Annotated in this window: 20 protein-coding genes and 1 riboswitch; of the genes, 6 read left to right on the forward strand and 14 right to left on the reverse strand. The window is 37.7% G+C overall.

The genetic code is table 11. The features are described from left to right. Positions 1-82 precede the first annotated feature (82 nt). The 10 genes from fabI to mgtE form a co-directional block, all read right to left on the reverse strand. A complete protein-coding gene (fabI, locus tag AC0L8O_RS17940) occupies positions 83-856 on the reverse strand; it encodes an enoyl-ACP reductase FabI (RefSeq protein ID WP_078435173.1) in 774 nt (257 codons plus the stop codon). Positions 857-932: 76 nt separating this feature from the next. Then, a complete protein-coding gene (gene thiE, locus AC0L8O_RS17945) occupies positions 933-1,583 on the reverse strand; it encodes a thiamine phosphate synthase (protein ID WP_264144829.1) in 651 nt (216 codons plus the stop codon). Between the two features lie 93 nt (positions 1,584-1,676). Then, on the reverse strand, positions 1,677-2,492 hold the full coding sequence (gene thiD, locus AC0L8O_RS17950; RefSeq protein WP_473444253.1) for a bifunctional hydroxymethylpyrimidine kinase/phosphomethylpyrimidine kinase: 816 nt from the start codon (positions 2,490-2,492) through the stop codon (positions 1,677-1,679). Positions 2,493-2,509: 17 nt separating this feature from the next. Then, the gene (locus tag AC0L8O_RS17955; protein WP_078435176.1) at positions 2,510-3,526 is read right to left on the reverse strand and encodes a thiazole biosynthesis adenylyltransferase ThiF; all 1,017 of its coding nucleotides are present in this window, start codon (positions 3,524-3,526) and stop codon (positions 2,510-2,512) included. Further along, positions 3,526-4,299: a thiazole synthase gene (locus tag AC0L8O_RS17960; RefSeq protein ID WP_318841613.1), complete on the reverse strand. Its 774-nt coding sequence runs from the start codon at positions 4,297-4,299 to the stop codon at positions 3,526-3,528. Before AC0L8O_RS17960 ends, AC0L8O_RS17955 begins: the two co-directional genes overlap by 1 nt. Next, complete coding sequence (gene thiS, locus AC0L8O_RS17965) at positions 4,299-4,502, reverse strand: sulfur carrier protein ThiS (RefSeq protein WP_226530486.1); 204 nt, start codon at positions 4,500-4,502, stop codon at positions 4,299-4,301. The genes AC0L8O_RS17960 and thiS overlap by 1 nt, the downstream gene beginning before the upstream one ends. Then, complete coding sequence (thiO, locus tag AC0L8O_RS17970; protein ID WP_473444255.1) at positions 4,499-5,626, reverse strand: glycine oxidase ThiO; 1,128 nt, start codon at positions 5,624-5,626, stop codon at positions 4,499-4,501. The genes thiS and thiO overlap by 4 nt, the downstream gene beginning before the upstream one ends. Next, complete coding sequence (gene tenI / locus AC0L8O_RS17975) at positions 5,610-6,227, reverse strand: thiazole tautomerase TenI (protein ID WP_473444257.1); 618 nt, start codon at positions 6,225-6,227, stop codon at positions 5,610-5,612. Before tenI ends, thiO begins: the two co-directional genes overlap by 17 nt. Positions 6,228-6,304: 77 nt before the next feature. Next, positions 6,305-6,414: riboswitch (TPP riboswitch) on the reverse strand. Positions 6,415-6,712: 298 nt separating this feature from the next. Continuing rightward, complete coding sequence (locus AC0L8O_RS17980) at positions 6,713-8,560, reverse strand: monovalent cation:proton antiporter family protein (RefSeq protein ID WP_078435180.1); 1,848 nt, start codon at positions 8,558-8,560, stop codon at positions 6,713-6,715. Positions 8,561-8,724: 164 nt separating this feature from the next. After that, a complete protein-coding gene (mgtE, locus tag AC0L8O_RS17985; protein WP_473444259.1) occupies positions 8,725-10,092 on the reverse strand; it encodes a magnesium transporter in 1,368 nt (455 codons plus the stop codon). Between the two features lie 351 nt (positions 10,093-10,443). On the opposite strand from mgtE, the gene AC0L8O_RS17990 reads away from it, so the two are divergent. Both AC0L8O_RS17990 and prpE read left to right on the forward strand, forming a co-directional pair. Continuing rightward, complete coding sequence (locus AC0L8O_RS17990) at positions 10,444-11,619, forward strand: FtsW/RodA/SpoVE family cell cycle protein (RefSeq protein ID WP_473444261.1); 1,176 nt, start codon at positions 10,444-10,446, stop codon at positions 11,617-11,619. Positions 11,620-11,689: 70 nt separating this feature from the next. Further along, a complete protein-coding gene (prpE, locus tag AC0L8O_RS17995) occupies positions 11,690-12,424 on the forward strand; it encodes a bis(5'-nucleosyl)-tetraphosphatase PrpE (RefSeq protein ID WP_473444263.1) in 735 nt (244 codons plus the stop codon). Positions 12,425-12,471: 47 nt separating this feature from the next. On the opposite strand, the gene AC0L8O_RS18000 is transcribed toward prpE, so the two are convergent. Genes AC0L8O_RS18000 through AC0L8O_RS18015 form a run of 4 tightly spaced genes read right to left on the reverse strand, consistent with a single transcriptional unit; the run spans position 12,472 to position 15,268 of the window. Continuing rightward, positions 12,472-13,362, reverse strand: coding sequence for an RluA family pseudouridine synthase (locus AC0L8O_RS18000; RefSeq protein ID WP_264144839.1), 891 nt, complete (start codon positions 13,360-13,362; stop codon positions 12,472-12,474). Next, positions 13,362-14,165: an NAD kinase gene (locus AC0L8O_RS18005; protein ID WP_078435185.1), complete on the reverse strand. Its 804-nt coding sequence runs from the start codon at positions 14,163-14,165 to the stop codon at positions 13,362-13,364. Before AC0L8O_RS18005 ends, AC0L8O_RS18000 begins: the two co-directional genes overlap by 1 nt. A 47-nt stretch (positions 14,166-14,212) precedes the next feature. Next, entirely contained in the window at positions 14,213-14,842 is a 630-nt protein-coding gene (yjbM, locus tag AC0L8O_RS18010; RefSeq protein WP_078435186.1) for a GTP diphosphokinase, read from the reverse strand. A 42-nt stretch (positions 14,843-14,884) separates the two neighbouring features. Continuing rightward, positions 14,885-15,268, reverse strand: coding sequence for a UPF0738 family protein (locus AC0L8O_RS18015; RefSeq protein ID WP_473444268.1), 384 nt, complete (start codon positions 15,266-15,268; stop codon positions 14,885-14,887). 161 nt (positions 15,269-15,429) lie between these two features. Between AC0L8O_RS18015 and AC0L8O_RS18020 the strand changes: the two genes are divergently transcribed. From AC0L8O_RS18020 to AC0L8O_RS18035, 4 genes are all read left to right on the forward strand, one after another. Next, positions 15,430-16,014, forward strand: coding sequence for a CYTH domain-containing protein (locus tag AC0L8O_RS18020; protein ID WP_473444270.1), 585 nt, complete (start codon positions 15,430-15,432; stop codon positions 16,012-16,014). Positions 16,015-16,025: 11 nt separating this feature from the next. After that, on the forward strand, positions 16,026-16,670 hold the full coding sequence (locus tag AC0L8O_RS18025; RefSeq protein ID WP_404810110.1) for a lytic transglycosylase domain-containing protein: 645 nt from the start codon (positions 16,026-16,028) through the stop codon (positions 16,668-16,670). Between the two features lie 304 nt (positions 16,671-16,974). Continuing rightward, the gene (locus tag AC0L8O_RS18030) at positions 16,975-17,406 is read left to right on the forward strand and encodes a globin domain-containing protein (protein ID WP_264144842.1); all 432 of its coding nucleotides are present in this window, start codon (positions 16,975-16,977) and stop codon (positions 17,404-17,406) included. After that, positions 17,390-18,274: a ClpXP adapter SpxH family protein gene (locus AC0L8O_RS18035; RefSeq protein WP_473444272.1), complete on the forward strand. Its 885-nt coding sequence runs from the start codon at positions 17,390-17,392 to the stop codon at positions 18,272-18,274. The genes AC0L8O_RS18030 and AC0L8O_RS18035 overlap by 17 nt, the downstream gene beginning before the upstream one ends. Positions 18,275-18,352 lie beyond the last annotated feature (78 nt).

An 18,352-nucleotide genomic window follows, 5' to 3' on the forward strand; every position in this document is an offset into this window, starting at 1 on the left:
TAAATATAGTTAAACTTTCTTAAAGTATAAAAAAATCGACTTAACCAAACGGCTAAGTCGATTTTCTATTATAATCAAAAAATTATGCTAAGATATGGTATCCTGAGTCAACGTGAAGATTTTCTCCAGTCATTCCTCGAGATAAATCACTAAATAAGAATAATGCAGTATCTCCAACTTCTTCCGGAGTTGTTGTGCGGCGAAGTGGAGAACGTTCTTCAATATCTTTTAAGATTGAGTTAAAGTCACTAATACCTTTTGCAGAAAGAGTTCGAATCGGACCAGCGGAAATTGAGTTCACACGGATTCCGTCTTTTCCAAGATCACTTGCTAAGTATCTTACACTTGCTTCTAAAGAAGCCTTTGCAACACCCATTACATTGTAGTTAGGCAGTACACGCTCTCCACCAAGATACGTTAGCGTCACAATGCTTCCGCCTTCTGATAATAGACCTCTTGCTTCCTTAGCAACAGCTGTTAAAGAATATGAGCTGATGTTCTGGGAAAGCAGGAAACCTTCACGTGTTGTGTTTAGGTATTCACCTTGTAACTCTTCTTTATTAGCAAACGCGATACAATGTGCAATACCATGAATCACTCCAACTTGTTCTTTAATTGTGGCAAAGCATGTTTTAATTTCTTCATCATTAGTAATATCACAAGGTAGAACAAGTGAATCATTACTTTCTAATGAATCAGCTAAATCGCGAACTGATTTCTCAAGACGTTCACCAGCATATGTAAAAATTAATCGTGCTCCGGCATTATGTAAAGAACGTGCAATTCCCCAAGCAATACTGCGTTTATTCGCTACACCCATTACGACAATATTACGTCCTTTTAATGATAAACTCATGTACATCCTCCTTAAATTAATACATGTTATTAGTACCTGGTTATAATTATATCACTGATTTTGAAAAAGTGCTATTTCATATTTTGGTTGCTTTGATGGAAAGAAATTCTGCAGCAGCCTGTTTCGGTGATTCAGCTCCACTAATGGCACTTATAACAGCCACCCCATTTGCTCCTGCCTCATAAACAAGATTCGCCCGATCAAGTGTAATTCCACCTATCCCAACAATCGGAAATTGGTCCAAACCTGATCTTCTAATTGTTTTAATGAGGTCAGGTCCCACCACTTGATGTGCATCCTCTTTTGTTTTAGTAGGAAACATCGGTCCTACGCCTATATAGTCAGCTCCATCCTTTACTGCCTTGTGGGCTTCTGTGATTGAATGTGTAGAGACTCCCATCCACATGTTCTCGCCAATTTGTTTTCTTGTCCTATATGGGTCACCATCATCTTGTCCAATATGTACACCATCAGCATGAAGTTCGAGGGCCATTTCAATATCATCATTGACAATAAACGGAATCTTATTCTTCTTACAAAGCTGTCTCAAGTTTTGCCCCAGATATAAACAGTCGTTTTCTTTTAAAGCTTCATTCCCTTTTTCCCGAAATTGAAATAACGTAATTCCACCTTCAATTGCTTCAGCCAAAGTCTTTTCTGGATCAAAAACACGACAATTTGTCGATCCCATGACAAGATATAGTTTTAATGCTTCAGATACATTCATGATTATGTCTCTCCCCGCAAAAAAACTGACTCCACAAATACACGACAACTAATCGATAGATTGCCCCGCCTAATCAAGAGTCAGTTCTTTTTATTATGAACTAAATATAAGATTCTTTTTTCTGTATGCCCAATGATTGGTTGGACCGTGTCCTCCACCAATTCCTAATTGGTCATCGATTGCTGCTTGTATGAATTCCTTCGCTGTACCTACGGCTTCATGCACGGTTTTTCCTTTGCTTAGTTCAGCCGTAATGGCTGCGGCAAATGTACAGCCAGTTCCATGAGTATGCTTTGTTTCTCTTCGTATACCCTCAAATGATTCAAAGCTGTTTCCATCATATAAAAGGTCAATCACAACTTCTCCTGTTATATCATGGCCTCCCTTAATCATGACGAACTTGGCACCAAGATTGAACAACTTTTTAGCCGCTTCTTTTTTATCCTCAATCGTTTGAATTTCCATTCCTGTTAAAACCTCTGCTTCAGGGATATTTGGAGTGATCACTTTAGCCAGAGGTACTAATGTTGTCAGCAATGCACTGACTGCTTCTATTTGCAAAAGCGACTGTCCGCCTTTGGCAATCATAACCGGATCAACTACTATATTCTCCCACTCATAATACTGGATGCGATCAGCAACTAGCTGAATCATTTCAGCATTAAAAAGCATACCTGTTTTAATTGCAGCCGGCTTCAAATCAGTAGCAACCGAATCAATTTGATTCTTTAACGCATCAAGACTAAGCGGATACACCCCTTGTACTCCTAATGTATTTTGGGCCGTTACCGCAGTAATAGCTGACATACCAAACACACCTAGCTCCTGAAAGGTTTTTAGATCCGCTTGAATACCAGCTCCTCCTCCAGAGTCAGATCCGGCAATTGTAAGCGCTCGAGACACTGTCATGTTTCTCCCTCTCCCTACTACCCAACGTAGCGGTGATAAATCTTCTTCGCTTCCGATATATCCTTTGTTCCGTGAATTAAGGCACGCCCATCTTTAAACAGAACGATTCTATGCTCCCCAAATGTAAATGACATTAAAAACGGATTTTCTAAAAATGCATCTGCAAGCGGCTTTACACGTTCAGCCACTTGTGCAAATGAAAACTGTTTTGTCTCACTTGGTCTGATTTGTACGGTATCTCTTCCACATAGAACGGCAGCCTTTGTTTCCATTTCAGCTGTTAAGTAAGGATATACTGGATTTGTTCCACATGTCGGGCAAGCATTATTTTTTAGACGGTCCATGTTGATTGATGAATATTGATTTTTCCATAAGTCAAAGGAAACAAGCTTACCACGTCTATTTTCTTCATCTCCCACAAGAAGTTTTAGCGCTTCTGATGTTTGATGTGAAGCCACCATACTTACGATTGGTGAAATAACCCCCACCGTATCACATGTCATTCCATCAAACGGGATATGTTTTAATAAGCAGTGCAAGCAAGGTGTTTCATGTGGAATAATGGTAAAAGTTAATCCATAGCTTCCGACACATCCACCATAAATCCATGGAATCTCATGTTTTAATGCCACATCATTTATCAGTAATCTTGTTTCAAAGTTATCGGTCGCATCAATGATTAGATCGACACCTTCTGCAAGTTCTTCAATATTGGCTGATGTTACATCTTCAACATATGAATGAACTTCTACTTCTGAATTTATTTTTTTCAGATGAAGCTTTGCCGCAACAGCTTTAGGGATGCGATTCTGTGCATCCTCTTCTATATAAAGCTGTTGACGCTGCAAATTGCTCCATTCTACATAATCACGGTCGACGATTGTAAGTTTTCCTATCCCGGCGCGGGCAATCATCTCGGCATTTGCGGTACCCAATGCACCTGCACCAACTACCAGGATATGTTTCTTCCGTATTTGCTCTTGACCTTTTTCTCCGATTGGAGAGAATAGTATTTGTCTAGAATAGCGTTCCATTAAGTCGTAATCATTCCTTCTGTTGGACTACTTGCGATGGCATAGTCTTTTTTAGCTATTCTACCAGCTTCATACCCTAATCTGCCAGCTTCAATAGCCAGCTTCATCGCTACAGCCATTTTCACAGGATCTTTTGCAGCAGAAACAGCTGTATTTAAAAGGACTCCATCAGCACCAAGCTCCATTGCCAATGCAGCATCTGCAGGAGAGCCGATTCCGGCATCAATGATAACAGGCACGTTTGATTGCTCAATAATAAATGATAGATTAAGAGGATTTAATAATCCTTGACCTGAGCCAATCGGTGAAGCACCAGGCATAATTGCATGAACACCTAATTCTTCTAACCTTCTTGCCAGAACCACATCATCTGATGTATACGGTAAAACAATAAATCCTTCTTCTAACAGCATTTCGCTCGCTTTTAATGTCTCAACAGGATCTGGAAGCAATGAACGGTCACAGCCGATCACCTCTACTTTAATCATGTCACATAATCCTGATGCTTTTGCAAGCTTCGCAATTCTCACTGCCTCTTCAGCCGTTTTTGCACCCGCCGTATTTGGCAACAGTGTATAGTTTGATACATCTAACTGTTCTAGGAAATTCGGCTGAGATTCTTCGAAAATATTCATACGACGAACCGCAAACGTCAAAATCTCCGCTTCTGACTGAGCAACAGCTTCCTTTTGAATTTCAAATGACGGGTATTTTCCTGTCCCCAATAATAATCTTGATTGAAATACTTTATCAGCAATTTTTAACATGTCAATCATCCTCCTCCTACAAAATGAACTAATTCAATTTCATCCCCATGTTGAATGGTTGTTGAATCATATTGATCCTTTACGACAATTTCCCGATTATGTTCTACGATAACCAGACGGTTTTCCAACTGATAAAAAGCTAATAACTGCTGAACTGTCTTAACATCTTCCTTCAGATCAACCAACTCTCCATTAAGCTTTATGCTCATACGATCACCTCATTAGACTGTGCTAAATTTCTCGTTACAGAGAATGCTCTCACATAGTTTTCATCTATCTTTTTCTTTAAAATAAAATCCCTTATCATCGTTCCTGTTTTAGGAGCAAGCAGGATTCCGTTTCGGTAATGTCCTGTTGCAAATAGAATATTATCATCTTCAGGATGCACCCCAATATAAGGTTTTCCATCCTCTGACTGTGGTCTTAACCCTGCCCAGGTACTTATAAGTTGTGCAGAAGATATCCCAGGCACAAGCGGGGAGACCTTTTCAATTAACGCATGAATTCCTCCTAAAGATGGTGTCGTACTCCAGTCATCCTCTACCATCGTGGCACCAACGACAAATCTTCCATCACCTTTGGGAACAATATAGCAATGATCATAAAAAATGGTCTTTTCCAAATGCAATGTATTACTTTTTACTGCCAAGCATTCTCCTTTAACAGGCTTCATCCCATTTGGTAACCCTAACTGTTTAAAGAAGTAACCGCTCCAAACGCCATTCGCTATAACTACTTTATTACAAGTAAAATCTCCTTGTGGTGTACTGAGTAGATAGTCATTGACCGATGCTTTTTTTATGGACTGAACGGGAGCATTCTCGATAAAAGTTGCACCAAGTAAACTAGCTGATTTTGTAAATGCCTCACAAACATGTTTTGGTGAAACATGACCATCCTCAGGGATATGAAGTGCTCCTTCAATTTCACTTGAAACAGAAGGTTCGTGATTTAAAACTGTTTCCCTTGTGTGCCATTCAAGTGTTTCATGATGTTGTACCGCGTTTTTTAAAGCTATGGCTTCTTCTTGAGATAAAGCTACTTTATACATTCCTTTATCAACTAGTTGTATATGAATCTGTGAAAAATGAGAAAGTTCATCTTGTAATAGATGATATTGTCGTTGACTTTCCTTCGCAAACTGGAAAAAAGCATCATTCTGTTCAAGTTCAGAATTCGCTCCAAGCATTCCTGCTGCAGCACTTGTCGCACCAGATCCCCCTTTATGACGATCCAACACAAGGACAGAGATACCTTCTTTTGCCAATTGATAGGCAATCGATTGACCAATGATTCCTCCACCAACAATTCCTACATCATAGTGCTTGCTCATTGTATCTCTCCTCTACTACCTTTTTTAATTTCATCAATGCACTCTTGGGGTCTATGCTCTCCATGACATAAGACATAACCGCTACACCATGTACATTTGTTTGGTTTAGTTGATCAATTGTTTCAGGAGTAATTCCTCCTATTGCGATAACCGGTATTGTGACGTTTTTACAAATGTCCTTTAACTGCTCGACACCCCGAGGCAAAAGATCAACTTTACACGTTGTTTCAAAAATATGACCATATAATAAATAATCTGCGCCTTCATTCTCACATTGAATCGCTTCCTCTAAAGAATGAATCGATCGGCCGATTCTAAATGAAGGGCTGTATTTTATTACTTCTTGAATCGAAAAGCCATGACTTGGTAAATGAAGATTAGGTATGTTATGTAAAACAGCCACATCCATTCGATCATTTATGACGAGCTTTTCCTTTGGTACACCTATGTCCACTAACACAGATAAGAGCTCCATTATGTCTGAAGCTGATTTTGTTTTTTCTCGAATATGGATATAATCAACTTCAGTGTGAATGATTGACAATCTAGATATCAGTTCATCTATGGATTGCTTACCATCTGTTATGACATGGAATTCCATTACGATCACCTAGTTCTTTTATGGCAAATAAAAAAACCACTTTTCCATAGAAAAGTGGTTTTACATACATTTATATATCATGCTGTAATCCACTTCCCTACGCTGGTATGAACCAGATCAGGTTATAAGGGTCTTAAAGAATCACTTTAATCTCAGCCCATTGTATAGGGCTCCCCTAGCGGTTGATTGCCAATATTTATTTGTTAATTACTATTATCATACCAAATGTGTGCAAACTTTCAAGAAATTATTTTTTTATCATCCTTGTTTTCGGTAAACTTTGTACTATTCACTTATTATCGTGTGATTGATTGAAGCTCCAGGATACTCGCTTTCCGTGGGGCGTGCGGTGAGCTTCCTCGGCGCACACGCCTGTGGGATCTCACCTGCCACGCTATTCCCACTGGAGTCTCGTACCTTCCGCTTCAATCAACCTAATTAGTTTTGTTATAGAATCATGAAAAGTAATTTTTTATATATAAGAATCAGACTAACTCCAACTCCTGTTTCAGTTCATTTACATATTCTCTTGAGCCTGTGACGATGAGGCGGTCACCGAGTTTAAGGTCTGTATCACCGTGAGGTACAATGGAATCTTTTCCTCTGAAAATTCTTACGAAAATGATATCACCTGTAAACGGAAAGTTGCGTAATAAAATATCATCGTATTTTGGATTGTTTAAATTGATTTGGTAAAGAGTAGTTTCTTGGTTTGTTAAAATTCTCATCACACTTGGTGCTTCAATTAAAGCACGCAGTACTGTATTCGTAGATAGTAGTGTTGAGAAGATGTCGATTTCTTCATCTTTTAATTTACTTGCTAAATCTGGTGAACCAACACTCGCAATTACCCGATTAACTTGTTCTTCTTTTGCATACAGGGCAATCGCAGCATTTTTTTGTTCATCTCCAGTTGCCACAACGATCATATCAACATCAAATGCATTCTGTTCTTTTAAAGCATCAACCTGAAACTCACTAATTTCTTTAATTTCGAATAATGATTCAGCTATTTGCTTATCAATCTTGTCTTGTTGAATATGATAAACCGTTGTTTCATAAAGATCTGGATTTAATTCCCTTGTAACAGGTAATGTCATTTGGTTTGCACCAATAAATGCAACTTTAATTTTTGTAGGCTCTGCTTCCGTTTTAGGGAACAGCTTTTTAAAGAATATTGGTGTCACAATACTCGTAATAACAGCAACTAAAATCAAGGCTCCTGACATTTGAGAAGTAATGATTTCCATCCTTTCCCCGATTGTCGCTGCTGCAATAACTAATGATAAGGTTGATGTTAACAAGAACCCTGAAGCTAAAGTGGTTTTCATGTCATACCATTTCTTCAAATACAACACGGGTACAATTTTAGAAATGAGTAAAGCGATAAACAATAATGGGATCAAAATGAAAATTTTAGGGTCTTGGAATAATGCCCATATATCTAAATCAACCCCAACCATTACAAAGAAAATCGGAATAAGGAAACCATATCCAAACGAATCAAGTTTTTGAACCATTTCTTTGTTAGGAGATAGGAGTGATACTAATACCCCCGCTAAAAAGGCTCCAAGAATATTTTCTGCCCCTATAGTCTCTGAGATTGCCACTAATAAAATGATTAAAGTAAAAACAGCACGAGTCCCAATTTGAATGGTTCCCTTTGACATTGTTTCAATGAACGACCGATTCATAAACGTTTTTCCTAAGAAGTAGAGCGCAACACCTGCTCCAAACAGAATGAGTAGCAGCCATGTATTGCTTTCTCCTCCTCCATATATAGAGGCAAAAACAGCAAGTAAAATCATCGTTACTAAATCAGCAATAACAGCGACCAGCAAAATAATTTGACCGATGTTGGATTTCATAATGCCGGCATCCTTTAAAGTAGGAACAACAACACCAAGCGAAATGGTTGAAATGATCAATGTCATGAGGAAGGCATTGTCCATTAAACCGATCCATACAAATATGTAAGAAAGTAATAATGATAGGGCAAATATCCCCACAAAAATAACTGTTGAAACTAAGAATGTATTTGGAGCATTTTTCCCTGAAGGAAGCTTTTCTTTCTTCTTCCCTCCCGCAAATGCTGTAAAGTCGATTTCAAGTCCACTAAGAAACATAAGGAAAATAAAGCCAAGCATTGACAATGTCTCCAACCACATATCCTCGTGAACAATATTGAATCCGCTTTTTCCAATAAATAACCCGATGATAATCTCAGCTACCACAACAGGCATAAAATTCAATTTTAAACGGTGGAGTAAAATTGGGGTTAAAAAGGCTGCGAGTATAACAATAACTAATGAAGTTACAGAAGCTCCGTGCATCCTATCCCTCCTTTTTATTTTTTTCAGTATTGAAATGGTTGAATGCAGAAATGAAGATACCCGTATGTCACTGCATTCAACCTCATCATTTTTCTCTTTAGATAATTCTAGTTCCTATCATATACAAATTTAATTTTTAATTGTATTAATATGCTTGCTTGTTGTTAAATCAAATATTGCATAAACAATGTTGCCATTCCAAAATAAATTAAAATGCTAATAATATCATTAATCGTTGTAATAAAAGGTCCTGATGCAACAGCAGGGTCAACCTTTAGTTTGTGCATAATTAGCGGAATGAATGCTCCTGAAATGGTCGCAACTGTTAATGTAGCCAAAATAGACAAACCGACTAATATCCCCAGAAAAAGTGTCCCCTTCCAAATAAAGACAGTGAGAGCAACAACAATTCCACATATTGTTCCTGTAATGAGTCCAGTTCCAGCTTCCTTGAATACCATTTTGCTTAAACTTTGATCTTCGGTATCTCCTAATGAAATTCTTCTAACAGCAACCGCTAATGCCTGTGTCCCAGTGTTACCGGCCATTCCCGCAATTAACGGAATAAAAACAGCTAAAATGGCAACTTTGTCTAGAGTTTCTTCAAATCGTCCGATTAAACTTGCCGTAAACATTCCTAAGAATAATAAGATAATCAGCCATGGCAGTCTCTTTTTAGCTGCTGAAAACGGATTTCGATCTGTTGATCCAACATCGGAAACAGCGGCTAATTTTGAATAGTCATCACTAGCCTCTTCATCAATAACATCAACGATATCATCAACTGTGATAATTCCTAATAAATGACCTTGAAAATCAACAACTGGAAGAGCTAAAAAGTTATAGTCCTTCATTTTTCTTGCGACTTCTTCTTGATCCTCAGCAACACTTACAGAATATACCCTCTCGCTCATAATCTCTGAAATCATTGTATCTGAATCGCTTATAATTAGATCTCTTAACGAAATAACTCCTGCCAGCTTCTCATCTTCATCAATGACAAACACATAATAAATGGTTTCTGCATTCGGTGCTTCCTGCTTCAATATTTGCATGGCAGAGTGAACCGTTTGATGGGCATGAATGGAGATATACTCAGTCGTCATAATACTACCTGCAGTATATTCTTCATAATGAAGCAACTCACGAATTTCTTCAGCTGCATCATCATCCATAATCGTTAAATAGCTTGCAACCTGATCTTTATCTAATTCATTCAATACGTCGACTGCATCATCCGCATACATCTGGGCAAGCATCTGTGCCGCAAATGTGGGATCCATTTCAGATAAATAGGTTTCATATTGACCGTCTTCATCCTCAATGTTTTCAAACAATGCAGCCATTTCTTCAGGAGAAAGATATTGATATACTGTATTTCGTTGATCAAGATCAAGTTTACTAAATACATTTGCTTGGTCATATGGATGTTGCTCTAAAAAAATGGACCGGAATTCATCCATATTTTTATCTGACAAACTTGTTAGAAGTGCTTCCACTTCATGTTCTGCCTGTTCTTTTATTTCTGACATAAGTTGTTCCTCCTCTCTTTTTGATCAATTGGATCGTTTATATTTATATGGGAAAATATTTCATGCGTTCGACAAAAACTTATATCCTTCTACATATTGTGCTTCTGTCCATAATAACTATAATATTCTATATACAAATGATGAATCAATAAGTTGACGACTATTTACACAAATGAAACATTTCTGAAAAGTGAAGTGACCTGCTGCATAACAAAAAACAAAATAAATTGTACATTCCACATCTTTTTAAAAAGGATTCTTTGCAAATCGTTCACAATCCTTTAAGATTGTACATGATACAATGAAGATGGACTGTTTTTCAAGTTAAAAGATTTTAGAAAGGGATCAGCTATGACAAATGATAAATCCCCTCAACAACAAATAGATTATACGTTAATTTTTATATTGTTTTTATTAGCGATTGTCAGTTCAGTCGCAATTAATAGTGCTGAATCAACATTACCAGCAACCCTGCAAAGCATCAATTTTTCGATGAAACAAATTCAGTGGTACATTATTGGTGCAGTTGCCATTGCAGTAACAATGCTCATTGACTATGATCGGTTTAGACAGCTTGCTTGGTATTTATATGGTTTTGGCTTTTTACTATTACTTGGTTTAGAAATTTTACCGGAAGGAATCGTTCAAACCATTAAAGGAGCAACAGCCTGGTATAAACTTGGACCATTTGGTAATTTTCAGCCATCAGAGTTAATGAAAATTATCATTATTATCGTCTTGAGTAAGGTCGTTGCTGACCACCGAGAGAAGTACCCGCAAAATACAACAACAGATGACTTTCTTCTTATCGGAAAAGTAGCTGCTGTTGCCGGCCCCCCTATTCTATTGTTAATTAGACAACCCGATATGGGGATGACAATGGTATTTTGTGTAATTATTGCTTCTTTACTGCTTATCTCGGGCATTAAGTGGCGTATTATTCTGCCGGCTGTTATTACGTTTGTAGTAGGTGTTGGTACATTTCTTATTCTATTTTTTAAATACCCTGATATCCTTTTAAAATACATTCTAGGTGGTCAATCTTATCAATTGGACCGATTTTATGGTTGGTTAAATCCTTATGAATATTCAGGAGAACAAGGTTTCCAGCTTGTCAAATCACTCCTCGCTATTGGATCAGGAGAACTAAAAGGAAAAGGATATAATAATTTAGAAGTTTATTTACCTGAGGCCCATACTGACTTTATCTTTGCGATTATTTCTGAGCAATTTGGATTTATTGGCGGCAGTATCGTTGTATCGTTATTCTTTTTACTTATCTACAGAATGATTCACATTTCTCTGGAAAGTAATGATCCATTTGGCAGCTATTTATGTACCGGTGTTATCGGTATGATTACATTCCAAGTATTCCAAAACATTGGCATGACAATCGGACTTCTTCCGATTACCGGCTTACCATTACCATTTGTTAGCTACGGCGGTAGCTCACTGGCAACATATATGGTCGCAATCGGTATTGTATTAAATGTCCGGTCTCGTACAAGAAAATACATGTTTGATTAAGACAAGTGGTACTCTATTTCTAGAGTACCCTTTTTATTACTTGCAAAACAAAGATATGAGGTGTCTACATATGAAAATCGATGTGATCGGTGATATACACGGATGTTATGCAGAGTTTGAAGAGTTAACGAAGAAATTGGGTTATGATTGGGAATCTGGTATGCCTGTTCATCCTGAAGGACGGAAGCTCTCTTTTGTGGGAGATTTAACAGATCGTGGTCCAAATTCTATTAAGGTTATTCATATGGTTTACATGCTAGTAAAAGAAAATCATGCCCACTACTCACCTGGTAATCATTGTAATAAGCTTTATCGATTCTTTTTAGGTAATAAAGTTCAAATCACTCATGGACTTGAAACCACTGTTGCAGAATATGAACAGTTAGCAACCGATGAGCAAGCTGATGTGAAAGCAAAATTTATGTGGTTATACGAATCTTCTCATTTATATCAAATACTCGATAATGGCAAATTGATTGTTGCCCACGCAGGCATTCGTGAAGATTATATAGGAAAGAATACCAATGCTGTCAAAACCTTTGTGTTATATGGAGATATCACCGGTAAGAAAAATCCGGATGGAACGCCTGTACGCCGCGATTGGGCTCAGCACTACCAAGGGAAACCAATGATTGTATATGGGCATACACCAATTAAAGAACCCCGACGGGTAAACCGTACAATTAATATCGATACAGGTGCCGTTTTTGGTAATAAACTCACCGCCTTCCGTTACCCGGAAGAAGAACTTATTTCCGTCCCATCCAGCCTGCCATATGATGAAACAAGATTCAGGGAAAAATAATGGAAGTTCAATTCACTATCAAAGGCCCTACTAATGAAATAGTAGGGCTAACTAAGTAATTCTCTCATATCCTCAGGCATTTCCGCCTCAAATGTTAATTGCTTTTCCAACAAAGGATGCCAAAATGACAGCTGTGAACTATGAAGGGCCTGTCTTTTGATCTCGTATTCATTTCCACCGTATAATTGATCTCCACATAAGGGGTGCCCGAGTGAAGACATGTGCACACGGATTTGATGAGTTCTGCCAGTTTCAAGGACCAGCTCTACAAGCGTTTTATCCTCCAGTCGTTGAATAACCTCATAATGAGTAACTGCCACCTGTCCATCTTCACAAACTTCTCTCTCGATAATACTATCTATTTTGCGACCAATCGGAGCTGTTATCGTTCCCTTATCCAGAGTCAATACACCATGCACGACCGCTTTGTACGTTCGATGGATTTGCTTGGTTTTTTGTTGAGTAGAAAATAAAGAGTGAGCAAATCGGTGTTTCGCAACAAGCATAAGTCCTGATGTATCTTTATCTAATCGATTCACAATGTGAACGGTCGAAGGGATATGATGTTTTTCATAATAATCAATCAATCCGTTCGCCAATGTTCCTTTTGTATGCTCCCGGGACGGGATAGACGGGACATATGGCGGTTTATTAATCACTAAACAATGTTGATCTTCATAAACAATGTTAAATGGTACTTTGTCTGCCTGTAAGCCTGAGCCTCGTACTTCCTCGGGAAAAATGATTGTTAGGACATCTCCTTCTTTTACCTTATGCCTAACAGTCACATGTTCAAAGTTAACTAATATGTCGCCGCCATTAAATTTTATATCTGTTAAAGCACGCTTAGAGATTTGCTTTGCTTTCACAAAGTCAAAGATGAGCATACCATCTTCTTCCTTGCGAATGGTCCACTTCAGATGAAACGCTCTGTCCATTATCTTTCTGTATTTCCCACAAATGAATCCCGTACACGATTCCAAAATGGAAATGGCTTAAATCGTGCAAATCGGACATTTTCATGGGCCACTCTACATTGAATGGACTTTACGTCTTTATGCAGCAAGGTGAGATGGTCAATCGTGACCTGAAAATCAACATCATTTACCGGCTTCAGCATACATGTATGATGCTCAGGTAAAATTAATGGTGATCCAATTGTTCGAAAGACTCTGTTATTTATAGATGCCATTTCCGCCAATTGAATCGCCCGTAAAGAAGGATGTAAAATTGCTCCACCAAGTGCTTTATTATAAGCGGTGCTTCCAGACGGTGTAGATATACATAATCCGTCACCTCTAAAGGTTTCAAACATTTGGCCTTTAATTTCAACGTTCATAACCAATGTTCCTTCAATACTTTTCACCGTACATTCATTGAGAGCCAAATACCTTGCCTCCCTGCCACCATCATTATGACGGACAATAACCTCTAAGATTGGATATTCAACAACCTGGTAAGGTGTTTTTGCTATGGCAATCACAAGCTTTTCAATTTCCTCAGGTACCCAATCAGCATAAAATCCTAAGTGACCGGTATGTACTCCAATAAAGGCGGTTTTGTCCAGTCTACTTTTGTAGCGATGAAATGCATATAATAGCGTTCCATCCCCTCCAACTGAAATCACGATATCCGGACATTCTTCATCATATTCCAGCTGAAAATCAAGTAAATAGGTTTTCATTTTTTGCATAATTGAGTTTGAAATTGGATCACCCTTTGATGAAATAGCAAATTTCATAGATACTACCCCTTTATTGTTTATTTTCATAATAAGGCTAGTTCAGCTTATTTTTTATCGGTCTTCCTTGAGAAAATAGCTTGGGCTTCTTGGATTTCTCCTCTGATCTGGGACATTTCTTCATCTAGTGAGTAAGCAGCTTCAGCAGCTCGTTTTAAACGGACTTTGATGTTGTCCGGAATGTTTCCGCTGTATTTATAATTTAATGAGTGTTCAATCGTTGCCCAAAAATTCATTGATAACGTACGAATCTGAATTTCAACAAGCAGCTTCTTTTCACCTGCAATGGTTTGTACCGGGTACCTTGCAACAAGGTGATACGATCTGTAACCACTGTCTTTTTGATTTGTAATATAGTCTCGTTCCTCAATGATTTCCAGGTCGTTTCGATTTTTCAACATATTTACAACAAATCGAATATCATCAACAAACTGACACATCATCCTTACCCCTGCGATATCTTGAAGACCTTCTTCCAAATCTTCCATTGCTATATTTTTCCGCTTAGCTTTATCTAAAATACTAGCAATAGGCTTCACTCGGCCAGTAACAAACTCAATCGGAGAATTCGAATGTTCCAGCTCATATTGTGACCGAATGCCTCTTAACTTAACCTTTAATTCCTCCACTGCCTGGTTATAAGGAGCCAAAAAGGCTTTCCATTGTTGACCTTCCATCTATGTATCCCCCTAACACAACCGCCTGTTGTCCACTACATTTTAAGATAGAGAAAAAAGTTCTACTACCTTGCTCTCCATTTCATCTCCGTAATTTGCATTATCTTTAATATTTTCTAATAGATAACGTAATTCTTCTGTTAAATTTTCGAGCTCAATCTGCTCGCCATTCAATTTCATAGCAACTTTATACTCTTTATCCAACGCTTCTTTTAAATGCGGCCAAATTTGATGAGGAAGACTTGCATAGACAAACTCATCCTCTGATTCTAATATATAAATAAAAGCCAATTGATCAGAATCAACAAGCATCTGTCCTTGTGCCTTTACATCACTTTGTTCCAATCCGGATGAAATTTCTGCCGGCTCCAAAATTAATACATGATCTTCTACTTTTGCTTCAACTAATTCAATTCTAGTATTCATACGAATCTCCTTCCATTACAATCCAAGATTATTTTACCATATTAAAAAGTTACATGATAACATTGCAGACTATTTAAATTCGAGAGATAATAAGAAATGCGGAAGCACCTGTTTAAGGTAATGGCTTTCGTTGAAACTCTGATTAGTGAGGTCAAACCAATATGTCACAGGAAATAGAAATTGAATTTAAAAACCTATTAACTCGCAATGAGTTTAAGAACATAAAAGAAGTATTTCAGTTGAAGGATGAACAATTTTTTCTTCAGGAAAATCATTATTTTGACACCTCGCAGTTTTCATTAAAAGATCTTGGATCTGCTCTTCGAATTCGAAAGAAACAGAATCAATTTGTCATGACATTAAAGGAGCCTGCACAAGTTGGCATACTGGAGACTCATCAAATCGTTACAAAAAAAGCAGCCCAACAGATGATGGAAACTGGGATCCTAGAGGATGGACAAATTACTGAGAGATTAACGAAACTTGGAATTAATAAAGCGGACATGACCTATTTTGGTACTTTATCCACATTACGGGCAGAAATAAATTATAAAAATGGTTTACTTGTGATCGATCACAGCCGATATTTAAATATAGAGGACTTTGAACTTGAATATGAAGTAACAGATGAACAAGAAGGTAAAAAGGTTTTCCATACTCTTTTAGAAGAACTAAATATTCCAATTCGCGAAACGAAAAATAAAATTCGCCGGTTTTATGAGCAAAAATATAGTGAGATGAGGTAAGACTTTTGGATATTAAAATGCAATATTACAAAACCATGCTTGAACTGCAGGCACTTCAAAGCTTTAATCAATCTGCTAATCAGTCAAGTAATTCCACTTTTGAAACGAATTTTCAAGAACTACTAAAATCTTTCTTATCAGTCGGTACTAGCAGTAATAATGAGACTGTTCAACAGAATGTTACACCAACACTATCATCTTTGCCAATATCTTCGTTAATGAGTTCCCCTGTTGTTGATCAATTGACTCCTACTAGTCAATCGGACGCACCTTTACATGCAAACTCAATTGATGGAATCATTAATAAAGCAGCCGAAAAGTATGGTGTAGATGAAAAGTTAATTCGTGCCGTCATTAAACAGGAATCCGGTTTTAACCCGACTGCAAAAAGTCATGCCGGAGCAATGGGTTTGATGCAATTAATGCCTGCAACTGCAAGATCTCTTGGAGTTGATAATCCGTTAGATGCCGCCCAAAATGTTGACGGAGGAACAAAATATTTAAAACAAATGCTATCACGATACAATGGAGATGTTTCCCTCGCTTTAGCAGCATATAATGCGGGACCAGGAAACGTAGACAAATATGGCGGTATTCCTCCATTTAAAGAAACACAAAACTATGTAAGAAAAATCACGTCAACTTATCAGGTGTGAGGCAAATTTTTTAAAGACCATCTTCTTGATGGTCTTTTTTAAAACTGATAAGAAAGTATATAATCTGTACTTAGTTTTAGTGTCTAGCTCCAGGCGCCATCGGCTCGAGGTCATAAGGCGATTGGCAGGCGCCTTGCGCTTTTCTTCTTCCACATACAATAATGGTAAATATAACATTTGAGAGCGGTTTGTTTGAGATATGAAAGAACGCTTGTTAAAATGAATTTACATCAAAACAAAAAACTACCTAAGATTCAATTTTAACGTAACTTGTTATTTAGCATATCGAAAAGGAGAAATCAACATGACGAATCAACATTTAACACCTTATGAAGCGATCGGAGAAGAAACACTTTCGCAGCTTGTTGATACCTTTTATTCTCATGTTCAGAATCACCCGTTACTGGCTCCCATATTTCCAGATGATCTCACGGAAACAGCACGTAAGCAAAAGCAATTTCTGACACAATACTTAGGTGGACCACAACTTTATACAGAAGAACATGGGCATCCGATGTTAAGAGCAAGACATCTGCCCTTTGAAATCACACCTTCCAGAGCAAATGCTTGGATAAGCTGTATGCAAACCGCTATGAAAGAAACAGGCTTGGAAGGGGAAATAGGGGATTTTCTCCTTCATCGATTACAGCTAACAGCACATCATATGGTCAACACAATTGAACCGGAAGAAGAAAGCAATCAGAAAGAAGGCACAAACAATGAAGGAACATCATGAGAAACAGAACGTATCCCTCTTCTTCTCCCATTGTCATGGGCATCCTGATAAACCAATTGAGATTTATATGTTTGTTGATCCTTTATGCCCCGAATGTTGGGCATTGGAACCAATTATTAAAAAGTTACAAATCGAGTACGGACGGCTTTTCACCCTTAAATACATCATTAGCGGACGTCTCGCTACATTGAATATTACAAAAAGAAAAAGCCCTGAAAAGCTCGCTCAGGCTTGGGAAAAAACTGCATGTCGTACAGGCATGTCTTGTGACGGTAAAGTATGGATGGAAAATCCATTATCAACTCCGTATCGGGCATCACTAGCAATAAAATCCGCTGAATTGCAAGGTAGAAAAGCAGGACTTCGCTATTTACGAAAATTGCAGGAATTATTATTTATAGAAAGTCAAAATGTATCAGCTGAAGAAATTTTAGTAGATATTGCTAATAATGTAGGACTGGATGTAACTGAATTTCGGAAGGACCTCCATTCTGAGAGTGCTGCAAAAGCATTACAATGTGATCTTAAAATCACATCAGAAATGGATATCCAGGAAATCCCCACACTCGCCTTTTTTAGCGAAGAAGTTGAGCAGGAAGGATTAAAAATAACCGGCATTTATTCTTATGATATGTATGTACAGCTTTTAGAAGAAATGGTTGGTGACGTGATTAAACCTTCACACACACCTCCATTGGAAATATTCTTACAGCATTATCGATTTGTTGCTTCAGTTGAGATTGCAACCGTTTATAATATGACCATAACTGAAGTAGAAAAAGAGCTTAAAAAGCTGGTTCTTTCCCAAAAAGTTGAAAAGATTCAAGCGAAACACGGAACATTTTGGAGATATACAGGAACCAAATAAAGGGAATGGGGATTGACTATAGTCAATCTCTTTTTTATGAATAAGAATAGGAAAGAACTTCCGCTTCCAAAATAAAAA

The sequence above is a fragment of the Metabacillus sp. KJ11-3 genome (assembly GCF_055808295.1).